Source organism: Alicyclobacillus herbarius DSM 13609, assembly GCF_000430585.1.
Classification (GTDB): Bacteria; Bacillota; Bacilli; order Alicyclobacillales; family Alicyclobacillaceae; genus Alicyclobacillus_G; species Alicyclobacillus_G herbarius.
Map to the genome: position 1 here is coordinate 192,818 of NZ_AUMH01000001.1, position 15,534 is coordinate 208,351.

Genomic DNA, 15,534 nt, shown 5'->3' on the forward strand with positions numbered 1-15,534 from the left:
GAATGGATTTGAGCAAGCGCTTGTTTGTTCGGAATGAGAGGTGGACCGATGGCGGTACGTGGCCGGCGCCAACAGATTTTAGAAGCGGCGAGTGTGTTGTTCAGCACGAAAGGCTATCACGGGACGACCATTCGGGATATTGCCGATGAGAGTGGCTTGTTGTCAGGCAGTTTGTACGCTCACATTCGAACGAAGGAGGATTTGCTATTTGAAATTACCAATCACGTCGCGGATGCGTTTCTGGAGCGTCTGACGCCGATTGCGGCTAGTTCTGATCCGCCCGCGCACAAGTTTCGGGCCGCTTTGGCGGCGCATGTCGGCGTTGTGGCCGAAAACCTGCCGGCCGGTGCGGTGTTTTGCCACGAGTGGCGGGCCCTGGGCGGTGAGCGACGGCAGCTCATCCAGGAGAAACGGGATGCCTATGAGCAGTTGTGGGCACGCATCATTGAGGAAGGCGTCGAAAACGGGGATTTTGCTCCGGAATTGTCTCGGTTTTCTCGCATCGTGACCCTGTCGGTCGCGAACTGGCTGTACCAATGGTACCATCCGGATGGCGACTTAACCCCGGAGGAAGTGTCCGACGCATTGGCGGACGTCATCCTGAACGGACTGGCGAGGAGGGAATGCTCGTGAGTGTGGCAGTCCAGCACGACGAAAGTGAAAAGCTCGAACAGTTTATGGCCCGCATTGAGCGCGGCGAAAAGATTGAGGCCACCGATTGGATGCCGGATGATTACCGCCGCATCCTGTTGAAGTTTATTCAGATGCACGGGGTCAGCGAGATTATGGGGGCGTATCCGGAGAAAGAATGGGTGCCCAAGGCTCCGACGCTGCGCCGCAAGTTGGGTCTAATGTCAAAGGTTCAGGACGAGGTGGGGCACGGACAGCTGCTCCTGCGCGTGGCGGAAGAACTCGGGGCGCCGCTCGGGGTAACCCGGGAGTCGCTGATTACGGACATCTTTTACGGACGTACAAAGTTTCACAATGTCTTTCATATGGATTCTCCCACCTGGGCGGACGCCGGGGTCATCGGCTGGCTGGTCGATGGGGCAGCCATCATCGCGCAGACGGCCTTGCTGGATACCTCCTACGCTCCGTATGGTCGGGTTCTCAAGCGCATTTGCGCCGAGGAGAGTTTCCACATGCAGCACGGCGAGTCCATTATCTTGTCCCTGGCGGAAGGTACGGCGGAGCAGCGGCAGATGCTGCAGGACGCGGTCAACCGCTGGTGGGAATCGCTGTACTTTTTCTTTGGCCCGCCGACCATCTCGCGTTCGGCCGAACTGATGATGAAGTACCGAATTCGGGAGAAAACGAACGAGCAGTTGCGGCAAAAGTTCCTTTCTCGCTACGTGCCGCGAATCCGCGCCCTTGGTCTCACGGTGCCCGATCCGAACCTGCGTTTTGACGAGGAGACGCAGACCTGGTCATACACGCAGCCGGATTGGGAGCGTCTTGGCCGGATGGTGAGGGAGAACTGCGGTCCTAAGTCGCAGGAGCGAATTGCCTTGCGGAGGCAGGCGCATGAAGGCCAGCAATGGGTGCGAGAAGCCATGCGCCAAACAGGGCAGGCCGCAGCGGTTTGAGAACCCAAAGGCGTTGGGGGTGAACCAGAAATGCGTTTGCAAGAGGCGGAAGGCCTGTATCACCCGTATGAGGTATTCGTCCAGTATGACCATCTACAGCATCATCAGCACGTCGGCAGCGTCCTGGCTCCGTCTCCGGAAGTAGCCCTGCAGATGGCCCGTGAGAATTTCCTCCGCCGTGAGCGGGCGGTGAACATCTGGGTGGTGGCCAAAGACCAAATTCACGCCACAGCCTATGAGGATACGGACTTTTTCGCGCAGGAGTTCGACCGTTCCTACCGCCGGGTGGACGGGTATTCGGCGGAGAATGCACGGCGCTGGAAACGGTTCAAGCAGCGGGCGCTGCAACTGGAAGACATGATAAAGGACTGATGTGAGGATGGCAACGGTTTGCACAAGCCCAGCCGATGTCCTGGCGCATCCGGAGTTCAAGGAGGCGTTGTTGGCCCTTCTGATGGACTTAGCGGACGACGAGTTGACGATAGGTCACCGGGATTCGGAATGGCTCGGTCTGGCGCCGGACATTGAAGGCGACATCGCGTTCAGCTCCATCGCCCAGGACGAGGTGGGACATGCGACCTTCTTCTTTGACCGCATCTGCGAACTCACGGGTGAAGACGCGGATGAACTGGCGTTTGCCCGCGCTGCGGACAAGCGGCGTAACGCCCGACTCCTGGAGCGGGAAAACGGGGATTGGGCAGAGACCATTCTCCGCCATTACGTGTACGATGTGTTTGACCGCGTGCGTCTTGAGGCACTCACAGGGAGCAGTTACACTCCGCTGGCGGAGGGCGCCGTGAAGATGTTGCGTGAGGAGTATTATCACCTCCTGCACATGGAAACGGTGTTGGGCCGGCTGAGCGGCGGCGGGGAGGCTCGCCAGCGTGTGGAACGGGCGCTGGATGCCCTTCGTCCGGAGTTTGGAACCTTGTTCTCCGGTGCGCTGCAAGACCCGCGATTACAGCGTTTGGGCATTCTCACGGCGTCTGGAGAGGAGATTGCGGCTGTCTGGCAGCGGGAAGTGCAGGACCATCTGCAAGCCTGGCGGCTTCCGGTCCCGCCGGAACTGCAGCGTGTCCAACCGATTCCGGATGGTCGGAGTACGCATACGCCGGCCCTGGAACGAATGCTCAAGGTGATGGCGGAGGTCTATGCAGCGAATCCATCCGCCGCGTGGTAAGAGAGATGTGTGGTGAGTGAGATCCGTCGAACCGTGGCGAGCAGCCCTAGAAGACGAAACAGGATGAGCAGTCCGGACACATCGACACTTTGGCGCAGGGACAACTGAGCCCGTCAAGAGGGGGGATAAAGGTGAACGAGAAGCGGACGACACCAGCGTTGGTGGAGGATGGGTCGCCAGCCAATATGGTCGGCCTACTGCAACAGGCATTGACAGACGTGAAGGACCCGGAGATTCCCGCTTTGAGCATCGTGGAGCTCGGAATGGTCAATCACGTGACGTTTGCCGACGGGAAGGCCACGGTAGAGTTGACTCCGACTTTCCTGGGCTGTCCGGCCTTATCCATCATTCAGCACCAGGTCGAGCGTCGGCTTGCCCAGGTAGACGGCGTCTCATCCGTGGAGGTGAAGTTTGTCTTTCATCCGCCGTGGACGACCGAACGCATCTCCGCGGAGGGGCGCGAGAAGCTGCGGGATTTTGGGATTGCACCACCGCCTTGCGCCCTGGCCGCAGGCCGCATGGAGAAACCCAAGTGTCCGTACTGCGGATCGGATCAAACGCGCTTGGAAAACCTGTTTGGTCCGACCGCGTGCCGGTCATTGTATTACTGTGAACAATGTCGCCAGCCGTTTGAGGCAATGAAGCCCGTATGAGCGAAAAGAAGACAAGACAAAAACGACGACCCACGCGGCAAACGCTGCGCGGGTCGTCGTTTGCAAGGTACAGGGCAAGTCCATCCCCACTTAGGCGCCTTTTTTAGGCTCTCGTCAAGCCTACCACTGGGACGGACCTGTCTTACGACGACGTTCCGTTGGTGAGTTGGGGCAACCATTGTTTCATGTTACTGCTGGCTGCCTTGTTGGTGACCAGAACCTGCTGTTCATGACAGACCACGAGCAGGTCAGAGACATCATAGAGGAACACCTCGTGCTTGGGCGCGAACACAATCGAATTGTTGGTTTTAAGTGACTTAACCCGGCCAAATAGGTAATTCCCGTTTTCGTCTCGATTCAAGACCCGCTCCAATGCGGTCCAGGAGCCGAGGTCGTTCCAGGCAAAGAATGCGGGAACCACGGCCAAGGCTGCGTGTTCACGCTCCAGCAGCCCATAGTCAATCGAAACCTTGGGCAGGGATAAAAACACCTCCGTCCGCGCTGTCCGATCCGTCAGTTCAAACAGCAGGGCGTGCTCAGGCAGGTGGCGGCGTATTGCCTGCATGCCGGTATCGCAAGGGATGGCGAAAATCCCGCAGTTCCACAAATAACGTCCGGATCGAACCATCCGTAGCGCCGTTTCACGGTCTGGCTTCTCGTGGAAGCGGACGACTGGACACACCGGGTCGTCGCTGCGCTCGTATTCAATATACCCGTAGCCGGTTTCTGGATAGTTGGGCACGATGCCGAACAGGGTAATCCGTCGTTCTTCGGCCGCCGTTAAGAGCGCGGTGGCCAGGGCTTCATCCCACTCCGGGCTATCCACGATATGGTGGTCGGCCGGACAGAACAGGACGACGTCATAGTCACCGCCTATCTCCGCGAGACTCAGGGCAATCGCGCCCGCCGTATCTCGACGGGCCGGTTCAATCAGGATATGGCTCCCCGTCACCGCAGGAAGCTGTTCAAGCACCGTGTCTACGAACGCATCTTGCGTGACAATGTAGATGTCATCGGCCGGAAATCGCTTGCGCAGGCGCTGATAGGTCTCCTGCAACATGGAACGGTTGCTGACCAACGGCAAAAACTGCTTCGGGAGTTCTGCCTTGGAATACGGGAATAGGCGCTCACCAGCACCTCCGGCCAGAATGACCGCAGCCTGCGTACTTGCAGACGTCCCTCTGGAAACCCTCAGGCTCCGCTCCATTCCCTGTTCGACCTCCTGTCTAGGCGTGATTGTAGTCTCTACAGTGCGCTCTGCTGCACCGCGTTGTCATGTTCCGCTACCAGGTTGCGGACGGACTCCGCCAATGCGGGATTCGCCATGGCAAACGAAATATTCGCCTTCAGCCATCCTTCCAGGTTACCGATGTCATGGCGGACGCCCTCAAACTCGTAAGCGTATACCTTGCCGTCCTGAGCCAGACGCTGAATCGCGTCCGTCAACTGCAGCTCGCCACCGTGTCCGAGCGGCGTCTTCTCCAAGACTTCGAAGATACTGCTGGGCAAGATGTAGCGGCCGAGCACCGCTAGGTTGGACGGTGCATCTGTCTCTGCGGGCTTTTCGACCACGTTCTGAATCTGGATAGGATCCGTCGACGGCGTCGACGCCCCGGGATCGATAATCCCGTACTTCGATACGTGGCTGCGCGGGACAGGTTGGACCCCTACGACCGCCGTGGCAGAGTCTTTGTAGACGTTCATCAGCTGTGCGGTGACGGGGGTACTGGACTGAATGATGTCGTCCCCGAGAAGGACCGCAAACGGCTCATCGCCGACGAACGACTTCGCACACAGGACCGCATGGCCGAGACCGAGCGGGGTCTTTTGTCGGACGTAGTGGATGTCGACCAGGTCTGAGATGGCTTTGACCTCGGTGAGCATGGTCGACTTGCGGCTCTGCTCCAAGTGCAGTTCGAGCTCAGGCGAGCGATCAAAGTGGTCTTCAATCGCTTTTTTGGTTCTCCCTGTGATGATGAGGATTTCTTCAATGCCAGCATAGACCGCCTCTTCGACGATGTACTGGATGCACGGTTTGTTGAGAATCGGCAGCATTTCTTTCGGCACGGCCTTGGTCGCTGGAAGCATCCTTGTGCCGAAACCGGCGGCCGGAATGACGGCCTTGCGGACCTTCATCAAAGTCACCTCTTTAGACACTCAGTCAACAGAAACAGTCAATTTACTACGCTGCATCGGCACAGCGGATTCGGCACGGCGAATCAGAATCCTGTCAAAGCAACGTTCATTATACAATAAAATTCCCGGTCACGGTTTCCTTTTTCCGTATGTTGGTAGAGGCTTTGGTCGGAGTACGCGGAGACGGACCTGGGGAAGACCCAAGGACTCAACCTGAGTGGCATCGACTACTTTACTCCGCCAGGAGTCTGGAATGCGGGCAAAAACCCCGTCCAGGTCTGCAACCAGCTGGCGAATGTCAAGACCAAGCGCGTCCGGCGCCGCCTGGACCAGGCGCGGTCGGCCGCGGGTCCACATCCGCATCGCGCCTCGGATGTTGCCCGATTCCAGATGGTACAGACACACGGCTGCTTGGATAAGCCCTTTCATAACTTCCGGGCGTCCACTGTCCAGCCATAACGACTCCAGATGCTCGTGGCACGCAAAATAGTCCTTTCGCACATTGAAGTCGTAAACATAGGCCTCAAGTCGCGGTTCCATGGGCACCTCGTTATCCTCATCGCCATTGGAGACGGTGGCGGTTTTCGTTATTATTCATCATAGCATGACGTCTGGAGGGATTTTATGACGGCGAATCCAATACAGAAGCACAAAGTCATTCTGGATGTCGATACCGGCGTCGATGACGCCCTGGCCATCCTTTACGCATTAAACGATCCAGATATTGAACTGCTTGGTATCACCACCTGTTTCGGCAACGTGGACGTGGACACGGCTACCGACAACACCTTGGCGCTCCTGTATTTGGCAGGCGCAGATGTGCCGGTGTTTCGTGGGTCGGCAGCACCCCTCTTGCGGGAATGGGAGGGACCCGTGCCCTGGATACACGGGGACAATGGTCTGGGCGGGGCCACGCTGCCCAAGCATGACCGCCGGCCGCAAGCGGGCGACGCCATGTCGTTCATCCGTGAGACGGTGCGGCGCTATCCGGGGGAAGTGACGTTGGTGCCGGTAGCGCGCATGACCAATGTGGCCAAGGCGTTCGCCTTTGACCCCGAACTGCCCAGCCTGGTCCGGCGCGTGGTCATGATGGGCGGTGCTGCGGCCTGTCCAGGGAACGTCACTCCGGTTGCCGAGGCCAATATTTGGGGTGATCCGGAGGCCGCCCAGATGGTCTTCACCTCCGGGGTACCCATTACCATGGTCGGCCTGGATGTAACCATGCAGGCGCGGTTGACTGGGGAGCACTTAGATACGCTGGCGGACGACCTCCCCTACGCCCCGCTGCTCCGGGAAGCGGTCGGCTTTTACATGAATGCCTATCAGCGGGTTCAGCAATCCCAGGAGCCGTGGTGCGCCCTGCACGATCCACTGGCGGTCGCGATGGTTTCCGACCCTTCTCTCTGTCGCACGCGACGGATGCACGTCGCGGTCGAGACGCAGGGCCGTCTGACGACCGGTATGACGGTGGTCGATGGGCGTCCTGATGCACCGGGCAAGGTCAACGCGGACGTCTGTCTGGAGCTGGATGCCAAACGGTTTTTGACTCGCTTTTGCAAACGCCTCGGAATGCGCGGTTGATGCACGAGTCGTAGCTGCCCGGAATCGTGATGCCTGGATGAGAGACACAAAGACAGGGTGACCACGAACTCGCGGTAGAGCTGTGTGCTGTTTTCCATCGGTATCGTCGTATTCCGGGTGAACACCGAGTGGCCGGCAAACCTCGCATGGTCACTGTCTAGCCCGCGTCTGCGCATACGCTGACCCCCTCTCCATGCTGAGGACTGTTTGCGCGACGCTTTCGGTATTCTATACAGATTTTGATAAAGCTTTAGAACTTCCCTGCTCCAGGTCGACTTTCTGCCGCGACTTGGTGCGGTGCGCGCGAATCCCCACCTGTTCTGGCCTAGGTGGACGTTCGGAGGTGACGACGATGGGCGAATGGACATGGCTGCACACGGTCTTTCCCTTGGCCGACATCGAGCTGATGCAGCCGCCGATTGACGCCAAGACGGCCAACGTGCTTGTCCGCACGGTGCGGCGTTTACCCGCCGCCCCGACGGCGGATATAGATAAGGATGTCTGGTACGAGGTGCGCGTGGCGCCACATAACGTGGCCCCGTTTCGGGGTGGGCCGTGGCTGCACCACTTTCGACGGCAGGACCTCGAACACCCGGGCCCCGAAGTGGCCGCGTTTCGGGCGGCGTTGGCGAAGGCTATCGCAGAGTGCCAGAACCCTCACGGTTCGTCCAGAACCGAGGATCCTATGTAACAAACCGATATGTAACAATGGGTTGACTTTTCCAAAAAGTCTCCCGTATACTCCGAGTGTACCACATATACCGGTACATGCGGATCGATCGAAAGGAAATTCCAACCGCATCTCTATCTGTGAGGAGCAGAGCGTATGTGGCTGCGCGTAGACGCGCGTTCATCCGTGCCGATGTACCAGCAGATTGTCGATCAGGTGAAAGCCCGCGTTGCGCAAGGACTGCTGCGGCCGGGTGACCGACTGCCATCGGTGCGCGATTTGGCCGGTATGCTGGCAATCAACCACAACACCATCGCCAAGGCGTATCAGGAGCTGGAGCGGCAGCGGGTGATTGAAGTGGTGCGCGGGCGCGGGACGTTCATCGCCGCTGTAGGCATTGCGCCTGACGCTGCGGAACGGCGGCAGGCACTCAGGGACTCGATGCGCAAGTGGGTGATTGAGGCGCATCACCTGGGGATGGGGGAACAGGAGCTGCTGGAGCTGTTCCAACGGGTGCTCAAGGATTGGCGGACGCAACGGGAGGGGAAGCCGTGAACAAGGAGGCAGAAAACGGGGGGCCACGTTGGGCCGTAGAGACCGTTCGGGTGAGCAAGCGGCTCGGTGGGCGCCCCGTGCTCACGGACGTGGACTTGCAGGTGCCAATCGGCAGTGTGTATGGGTTGCTCGGTGCGAACGGTGCCGGCAAGACGACTTTGCTTCGCCTATGCATGGGCTGGTACCGGCCGGATGCGGGCGAGGTTCGAGTCTTGGGCGAGCCGATGATTGCGGAGGCGGCTCGGCTGCGCCAGCGCATCGTGTACGTGGGAGAGGACGGGAACGCGCTGGCGCACTTCACGGTGGCCGAAGCGTTTCAATACGCCAGTCACCTTTACGAAAACTGGGATGCGTCGCGTGCGGAGCGGTTGCTGCGCGGGCTCGAACTGCCACCCAAGCGCAGGTTGGCCCGGCTGTCGGTGGGTATGCGCCTGCAGGTGAAGGTCGCGATGGCCCTGTCCACCCGCCCATCGGTGCTCCTGCTCGATGAGCCGACGAACGGGCTCGATCCGGTCGTCCGTCACCAGTTTCTGCAGCTGTTGTCACAGGAGGCAGCCGGCGGGGTGACGCTCGTCTTGGCCACGCATAACCTGGCGGACATCGAACGGATGATCGACCACGCGGCGTTCATGTACAAAGGGCGCATCGTGCGGGCGGCCGAACTGGAGGAGCTGCGGCAGCAAGTGCGCCAGGTCCGGGCCGTGCTGTCCGAGCCACTTCCCTCTCCCTTGCCTCCTCGTCTGGACGCCTGCGTGTGGCACATCGAACAGACGGGGCGCTGGTATGTCCTAACCGTGGAGCGAGAGACAGACGCACTCGTGGATTTTCTCAGGAGCCTTGGGGCCGAGGTGGTCGATGTTGAAGCTTTGGATTTAGAGGCCCTGTTCCGGCTTATTATGCTGCGGGAGGGGTATGCACGCGATGGGCTCTTACTTTCCGAAAGCGCTGGTCTATAAAGAGTGGCGGGAGACCCACGGGTGGCTCATCGGCGCCGGGCTATTCATCCTCAGTGAACCCCTTCTTCGCCTGTTGGTGCTCGGGCTGGGATTGGTCGAAGGTCAGAATGAATCGGGGCTGCGGGCGATGGCCTGGAACGCGTTTGCTTCTTACCTGACCGATGTGGTCACGCGGATGCACAGTGACGGAACCACAGGCTTTTTGGCCATCCTAGCGGTCATGGTTGTGGCTGAGGTACAGGTGGCCCAGGAGCGGTCTCAGGGGAGGCTGCTTTGCGTCTTGATGGGGCCAGTGACACGGGCGGATCTCCTGCGTGTCAAGTTTGTCCTTGGCGCTGCCTGGCTGTTCGCTCTCATCGTGGTGTTCACGCTCATCGTGACCGTTTCGGGTGCGTTTGCACCAGAGCGGCCGTCCCCCGCCACCTTGGCTGCCTTCGCGCTGGATGAACTGGCCATCCTGGCGGCCTTTTACGGAATGGCGTTTCTTGTCGCGTGCGTCGTCACGGGCGCTTTTCCGGTGCTCATCATCACGGCGATTCTTGTCGACGCGCCCATTTGGCTGCCCAACCTGGTGGCTTTCAATTCCTCTCCAAATCAACCGCAACAGTGGCCAGGCGTGGTTGCCCACATCTCCCCGTGGTCGTGGTTGAACGCGCCCGTTCCCATCCCATGGCTCGCTGTGCTGTGGTTGTTTTTCTTGGCGGCGTTTGGGTATTGGGCTGGCCAGCGCGCTTTTGCCCGCGTGCACGCGGAACATTTCCAGGACCTATTTGGCCTGCCGGTTATCTGGCGGTTGGTGCCGTGGGTGGTCAGCCTGGCCTTAGGATTGATTCCGGCGGCGATGACTAGCAGGCACTTCAACGAAACGCGATGGTTTCCGTTGGTCTGGCTTGTGTTAGCTTGTGTCCTCTATGCCGGTCTGCGCGGTGTCATGTGGGTGATATTCCGAAATCCGGACAACGACTGAGCGCGTGACAGAACGGTCTGTCCGCGGTGGGGTTGGAGCCGAAAGGGGGAGAAGCAGGGTGTCGGTGTTAACGTTGCATCGGGTATCCAAACGAATTGGCAAACGGTGGATTGTCGAGGACCTGGACATGACGGTTGAAGCGGGGCAGGTGTATGGGTTCCTCGGACCCAATGGGGCCGGTAAGACCACGACCATTCGGATGATTGTCGGTCTGGCTCGTCCGACGCGGGGACAGATTCGCGTGCTCGGCCATGACGTTTGGCGGGAACGGCGACAGGCCATGGCGGCGCTGGGAGCCATTGTTGAAAACCCGGAGATGTATAGTTACCTGACTGGTCGCCAGAATCTGTTGCATTACGCGCGCCTGGCTGGGATTTCGGACGCAGGCAAACGGATTGACGAGGTGGCGGAGTGGGTCCGCATGCGCGAGCGTCTCGATGACAAGGTGAAACGCTACTCGCTCGGCATGCGCCAGCGCCTGGGAGTAGCGCAAGCCCTGTTGGCGCGCCCGCGGCTGCTCGTCTTGGACGAGCCGACCAATGGACTCGATCCGGCAGGCATGCGCGAGTTTCGCGAGATGATGCGGGCCTTGGCGGCGCAAGGGATGAGCGTGTTTGTCTCCAGCCACCTGCTCAGCGAAATCCAGATGATGTGCGACCGGGTCGCCATCCTCAAGGGCGGGCGCATCATCGCTGAACGGGATGTCGCAGACCTGACCACGGGGCGGACCGGGACAGTGCGCGTGGGGGTCGGCGACGTGGACAAGGCGAGGTCTGTCCTGACTGAGGCCGGCTGGCCGCAGCCGCGAGCGGACGGGCAGGCCCTGTTGGTGGCGGCTGAGACGGACGACGTGCCCCGGCTCGTTCGGGCGTTGGTGGATGGCGGGGTGGACGTGTACGCCGTCGAGCCGATGCGCGGGTCGTTGGAACAGGCGTTCCTTGACCTGGTTGATGATGGTCCAGATAACACGGCCCGCTTCCGTTCTGCCGCAGCGCTGGATGACCATGAGCGAGGGGGTGTAGCCCGTGCTTGAACTCTGGCGGGTCTATCAGAATGAGTGGATGAAACTGCTGCGTCGACGCCGGCTGTGGGTGGCCGGTTTGCTTGGGGTGGCCATGATTGCGTTGTTCGTCTACAAAACGTACCACGATCACCAAAATCAACTTCGGTATGACTCGCTGACCGCGTGGCAACAGCAGCTGACCATGGACAAGCAGGAGCTCAGTCAGTTGCAAAAAGAAAGGAGTCATTCAGATACGGCGTCCGGTCCGGGAGGCAATGCGGATGCCGCTTCGGAGATTCAGATGCTGAAGGACAATATCCGTCGGTTGCAAGAGCAGATTGCCGAGGTCACAGAATCGGACACAAAGTGGCAGCGGGCACAAGCGAAGAGTGTGAAAGACGAGCAAGCGAATCTGAAACAACAGCTCGCGCAACCGAAGCCATCGAACGCACTCCAGGCCGCCCAGCAGTCCGCAGGCATCGCGCAAACGAGGTTGGACCTGCTCCAAGCTACCTACCGCCTGGAACACCACATTCGGCCGTTGCCCACGTGGTCACAGACGCCGTATGACATGGTGAGGGACTTTCTCGGCTTTACAGCCCAGGTGTTCCTGCCTTTGCTGGCCGTCATTTTGACGGCAGACTTTGTTTCAGGCGAGGCGACCTCCGGCAGCATCAAACTGCTCTTAGTGCGGCCGGTGCCACGGTGGAAGGTGCTCTTAGGCAAGTGGTTGGTGGCGCTTATGGCGACCGCTGCGCTGACGGTCGGATTGTGTGGAGTGGTCTGGCTCATTGGCTGCCTACAATACGGCGCGACCGGCGGCAGACAGCCGCAGGTAGTGGGCCTCTCGTACGCGTTTCAGCGCTTTGTCAGCCCCGATGGCGGAACAGACACTGTCGTGACGCCGCTGTTAAGCCACGCGCACATCCTGCCGATGTGGGCGTTTACCCTGGCGGCCATCGGCTTGACCGCGCTGGCGATGATGGTGGTGGCGACGATTGCCTTTGTGTGCACCACCTGTTTGAAGTCCGCCATGGCCAGCACCGCTGCGGCCCTAGGCGCGGTCGTCATCGGTTTCATCGTCACCCAGTTTTTGCAGGGGTCGCACTGGGTGGCGTTCCTCTTCCCGACGCACCTCAACCTGGCCGCGGACTGGACCGGATCGACCGCGACACAGCTCACCCTAACCGTATCCTTGCTGTCGGGTCTAGGTACCCTTGTTGTTTGGGGAGGATTGTCTATCCTCGGCGCGTTCATCTATTTTGTCCGTCGAGACGTTTTAAACGCGTGATCCACTTCGGCCGCGGCCTCGTTCCGACGGGATGATGGGCCCAAGCCTCAAGGACGGCTTGGAGGTTCAAGGACGCGCTCGTGCGTCAATGAAAGTACCCCATGCGGCGGTAGGTGAAGTCGTCATACTTAGAAAATCCCAACTCGCGCCACATCCGTTCTTCACCTGCCGCCGGTTCGCAGGCCACCCACCCGTGCCACCCAAGCTCAATGCTACGGTCAATCGCCGCGACTAACAGGGCTTGGCGTACCTCGTGCGCATCTACGTCCCCTGTGGGGGAACAAACGGCCAGGTGATTGACGAAAAAATAGCGCTGACCGGCGTGACCAAGTCCAGATAAGACGCCACAAACCTGGTCGTGGCTTTCGGCGATGGCTACCTCCGGGTGCGGGGCAAGTCCACACTCCGCCTCCCAGATTTCCCAGCGTATCAGACCCAGCGTGTCGAGCGCCTCCGCATTCGTCGTCTCTTGCCACTGCCTTGCGATTCGACGCAGAAGTGACTTCATCTGATGGAACGCCAGCCACTTGGTTTCGACCTGGGTGCTGGCAGACCAGAGGCTGTAGGACGGCGAATCGAAACGGGACTCTTCGGGGATTTGGGCTTCCATATGTCTCCACTCCGGACGGCTCAGGCGAGCCAGTGTTTTTGGATCAGCTTGGCCCGGGAGTGTGATGTATAGACCTCGTGCCACGGAATTTCTCAGAGGTCGGACCAGGATGTACAGTCCCCGGCCGGATCCAGACCTTATTGTAATCAGACCCGGCGGGGATGGCCAAGGAGAACGATGACGATTTTCGCTCGGTATGCTAATCTAAATTGACATTGTGTCGGTTTATCGTGTAGGGTCAAATTTTGGTATCACTTTTCGCGATCTCGATGTTCGGTCGCGAGGTGGGTCTCCTCGTGCGCGTAGGTCGATAGCGAGGGGTCCACGCGACGCCAGGTATTCAATTCCGTGATGCGGCTGGCGTAGTCCGAGATTTGCTGAAAGTATCCGGCGATGGTGTTCCAGTCTTCTTCGTGATGCACCTGTTGCAGCACGTGTTCGATGCGCTGCTCCAAATCCAGGATACGTTCTGGGATGCGGGCGCGGATTTTTTCCCAGGTCACGAGCACCTCCTCCTGCACTTCGGGCGGCAGGCTGGCAAACGGGACGGGAAAGTGGGGGAGCTCAATCTGCAGGCGGTCGTCGTAGCGAAAGTACATGGCGACACCTCCTGGGCGGTTTGTATAGCGTATGGAGCGGACACACGGTGTATGTGGCTTTGACGGGCGCAGAGAAACAGGTTTTCAGAAGTAGGAGAGATAGACGCGCCGGGAAGAGAACGACCGCGTCGAACACGGGGTCCACGCCGAAGATGTTGGCTGTATTATACGCGAGAATGAGACGTTTTGCGAGGGGATGCGGGTGGAATACGAAGCGTGGATTCAAAACATCAAGAAGATGATGGACGCTGGCATTCTCATCGACCCGCTTTTGGTCAACACGTATTCTCAAGCTGTGTTCGGACGGGTATATGAGCAGGCATCGGCGATGACCGACAGCCTGTTTCAGCGCTTTACTCACTATGAACGCATGCGCAGCTTAGAGGATACGCCCTTCTCCCTCAATCTGGCGCAAAACGGATTGCTGGAGACTTTGTTGTCGACGGCGATGTCCATTATGCACGAGCACACGGGCAATGTGATTCCGACTCCGGCTGTCCTGCTGGAGGCGCACCGCCGCGTCTCCGCCTTTCTTAGTCAATATGGATTGGATACCCTCTATCGGCTCTACTACTGGGTTATCGGCCACGACATTTTGCAGCCGTTCTACTATCACAAGGAACTGGCCGAAGCGGAATATTTACAGGCCCGGCGTCACCATCCCTATCGGCCAGGGAGTTTGGACATGGTCTTGATTCTTGGACTGGCCCGCGGTATGTTTCGAATTCGGCAGCGGGAGGACGAGAGGGTGGTGGCCATCACCCGACGCGGGCTGAAGACGTACGAGTTGCTGCATCAGGTGTTTGTCGATTCAGGATACATTGCGAAACGAGTGATGATGTCCTACGTCTACCAGTTCGATCGGGCTGAAAACTTCGACGACCTGTTCAACGCGGTCTTTCCTGAAACCCCTCGGCAGCGACGTGAGTACATCGAATGGCTGGGCGATCTCGACGGTACCCACGTCTTGGAGGTGGCATGCGGAACTGGCGCGCTGACGTTTGACAGTGGTCTATATGAAGCGGTCGGCCGCCTCGGCATGTTGACAGCCACCGATATCTCGCAAGGCATGCTGGACCAGGCAGCGCGCAAGTGGCGGCAGCTGGGGTCTCCGCCGCAGGTGGTTCTGCAGCAGGCTTCTGTGGAAAATTTGCCATTTGCCGATGCGGTATTCGATGTGTGCTGCGGCAGCTACTTCATTCACTTTGTCGATGGCGCGAAGGCCCTCGCAGAAATGCGCCGCGTCGTGCGGCCGGGCGGACTGATTTCGATTTACCAGGGTCTACAGGTGGATTTGAACCGACCGTTCTTTCGCGAGTGGTTTGCGCCTCTATTGGAACTCTCCCGCGGGCGCAGCCATGACCGTCCGGCCAACTACCTGCCGACCCTGGAACGGTTGCATCAATATTTCGCTGGGGCTGGGCTGCACAGCCTGGAGATTGAGCACGTCAATACGCCGCTTTGTTTTGAGGATTCGGAACGGGTGGTGCAGTTTCTCGTGCGCGGGGTGAGCTACTTTCAAGTTGAGCTCATGGAGCTCCCTTGGGATGACCGTCGCGCCGTCATTTCTGAGCTGGTCGATCGCGGCGAGGATGTGTGCCGCAAATATCCGATATCGGAACGTATCATTGAGTTTCCGGCCGTCTGGCTGAAGGCCGTGCGCCCCCAAATGTAAACGACCGCAACCGGTCGAAGTGCAAAGCTCCGCAACGGCAGCAAGTGAAGGGGTCCGCTTGGAAATTCTGCG

18 protein-coding genes are annotated in these 15,534 nt (G+C 59.3%); 13 read left to right on the top strand and 5 right to left on the bottom strand.

Annotated features, from left to right (window positions below; translation table 11 throughout):
* Nucleotides 1-48 precede the first annotated feature (48 nt).
* The 5 genes from H522_RS0100915 to paaD all read left to right on the top strand — a co-directional run bounded on the left by H522_RS0100915 (nt 49) and on the right by paaD (nt 3,419).
* Complete coding sequence (locus H522_RS0100915) at nt 49-633, top strand: TetR/AcrR family transcriptional regulator (RefSeq protein ID WP_026960862.1); 585 nt, start codon at nt 49-51, stop codon at nt 631-633.
* A gap of 44 nt (nt 634-677) precedes the next feature.
* Nucleotides 678-1,586 (top strand): 1,2-phenylacetyl-CoA epoxidase subunit PaaA, encoded by a 909-nt coding sequence (paaA, locus tag H522_RS0100920; RefSeq protein WP_425386987.1) that lies wholly within the window; start codon nt 678-680, stop codon nt 1,584-1,586.
* A gap of 30 nt (nt 1,587-1,616) precedes the next feature.
* Nucleotides 1,617-1,958 carry a phenylacetic acid degradation protein gene (locus H522_RS0100925; protein WP_035451961.1) on the top strand — a complete coding sequence of 114 codons (342 nt, stop codon included), beginning with the start codon at nt 1,617-1,619 and terminating at the stop codon, nt 1,956-1,958.
* Between the two features lie 7 nt (nt 1,959-1,965).
* On the top strand, nt 1,966-2,766 hold the full coding sequence (gene paaC, locus H522_RS0100930) for a 1,2-phenylacetyl-CoA epoxidase subunit PaaC (protein WP_051343573.1): 801 nt from the start codon (nt 1,966-1,968) through the stop codon (nt 2,764-2,766).
* 185 nt (nt 2,767-2,951) lie between these two features.
* Nucleotides 2,952-3,419, top strand: a complete 468-nt coding sequence (paaD, locus tag H522_RS0100935; RefSeq protein WP_026960866.1) for a 1,2-phenylacetyl-CoA epoxidase subunit PaaD — start codon at nt 2,952-2,954, stop codon at nt 3,417-3,419.
* Between the two features lie 142 nt (nt 3,420-3,561).
* Here the strand turns inward: paaD and H522_RS0100940 are convergent, their stop codons facing one another.
* From H522_RS0100940 to H522_RS20190, 3 genes are all read right to left on the bottom strand, one after another.
* A complete protein-coding gene (locus H522_RS0100940) occupies nt 3,562-4,626 on the bottom strand; it encodes a mannose-1-phosphate guanylyltransferase (RefSeq protein ID WP_051343575.1) in 1,065 nt (354 codons plus the stop codon).
* Nucleotides 4,627-4,664: 38 nt separating this feature from the next.
* Nucleotides 4,665-5,558: a UTP--glucose-1-phosphate uridylyltransferase GalU gene (gene galU / locus H522_RS16745; protein WP_211230628.1), complete on the bottom strand. Its 894-nt coding sequence runs from the start codon at nt 5,556-5,558 to the stop codon at nt 4,665-4,667.
* Nucleotides 5,559-5,684: 126 nt separating this feature from the next.
* A complete protein-coding gene (locus tag H522_RS20190; protein ID WP_245577964.1) occupies nt 5,685-6,095 on the bottom strand; it encodes a DUF309 domain-containing protein in 411 nt (136 codons plus the stop codon).
* An 84-nt stretch (nt 6,096-6,179) separates the two neighbouring features.
* Here H522_RS20190 and H522_RS0100955 point away from each other — a divergent pair, with 84 nt between their 5' ends.
* The 7 genes from H522_RS0100955 to H522_RS20195 all read left to right on the top strand — a co-directional run bounded on the left by H522_RS0100955 (nt 6,180) and on the right by H522_RS20195 (nt 12,578).
* Complete coding sequence (locus H522_RS0100955) at nt 6,180-7,136, top strand: nucleoside hydrolase (RefSeq protein WP_026960868.1); 957 nt, start codon at nt 6,180-6,182, stop codon at nt 7,134-7,136.
* 352 nt (nt 7,137-7,488) lie between these two features.
* Complete coding sequence (locus H522_RS0100960) at nt 7,489-7,827, top strand: hypothetical protein (RefSeq protein WP_026960869.1); 339 nt, start codon at nt 7,489-7,491, stop codon at nt 7,825-7,827.
* A gap of 135 nt (nt 7,828-7,962) precedes the next feature.
* A complete protein-coding gene (locus H522_RS0100965; RefSeq protein WP_026960870.1) occupies nt 7,963-8,361 on the top strand; it encodes a GntR family transcriptional regulator in 399 nt (132 codons plus the stop codon).
* Entirely contained in the window at nt 8,358-9,317 is a 960-nt protein-coding gene (locus H522_RS0100970) for an ABC transporter ATP-binding protein (RefSeq protein WP_051343578.1), read from the top strand. The genes H522_RS0100965 and H522_RS0100970 overlap by 4 nt, the downstream gene beginning before the upstream one ends.
* A complete protein-coding gene (locus H522_RS0100975) occupies nt 9,283-10,284 on the top strand; it encodes an ABC-2 transporter permease (protein WP_026960872.1) in 1,002 nt (333 codons plus the stop codon). The genes H522_RS0100970 and H522_RS0100975 overlap by 35 nt, the downstream gene beginning before the upstream one ends.
* 58 nt (nt 10,285-10,342) lie before the next feature.
* Nucleotides 10,343-11,317 (top strand): ABC transporter ATP-binding protein, encoded by a 975-nt coding sequence (locus tag H522_RS16755; protein WP_081411747.1) that lies wholly within the window; start codon nt 10,343-10,345, stop codon nt 11,315-11,317.
* A complete protein-coding gene (locus tag H522_RS20195; protein ID WP_026960873.1) occupies nt 11,310-12,578 on the top strand; it encodes an ABC transporter permease subunit in 1,269 nt (422 codons plus the stop codon). Before H522_RS16755 ends, H522_RS20195 begins: the two co-directional genes overlap by 8 nt.
* Nucleotides 12,579-12,663: 85 nt before the next feature.
* On the opposite strand, the gene H522_RS0100990 is transcribed toward H522_RS20195, so the two are convergent.
* Both H522_RS0100990 and H522_RS16765 read right to left on the bottom strand, forming a co-directional pair.
* The gene (locus H522_RS0100990) at nt 12,664-13,188 is read right to left on the bottom strand and encodes a hypothetical protein (RefSeq protein WP_026960874.1); all 525 of its coding nucleotides are present in this window, start codon (nt 13,186-13,188) and stop codon (nt 12,664-12,666) included.
* 251 nt (nt 13,189-13,439) lie between these two features.
* Nucleotides 13,440-13,787, bottom strand: coding sequence for a hypothetical protein (locus H522_RS16765; RefSeq protein ID WP_051343580.1), 348 nt, complete (start codon nt 13,785-13,787; stop codon nt 13,440-13,442).
* A 202-nt stretch (nt 13,788-13,989) separates the two neighbouring features.
* On the opposite strand from H522_RS16765, the gene H522_RS20200 reads away from it, so the two are divergent.
* Nucleotides 13,990-15,462: a class I SAM-dependent methyltransferase gene (locus tag H522_RS20200; RefSeq protein ID WP_162143463.1), complete on the top strand. Its 1,473-nt coding sequence runs from the start codon at nt 13,990-13,992 to the stop codon at nt 15,460-15,462.
* The last annotated feature ends 72 nt before the right edge of the window (nt 15,463-15,534 follow it).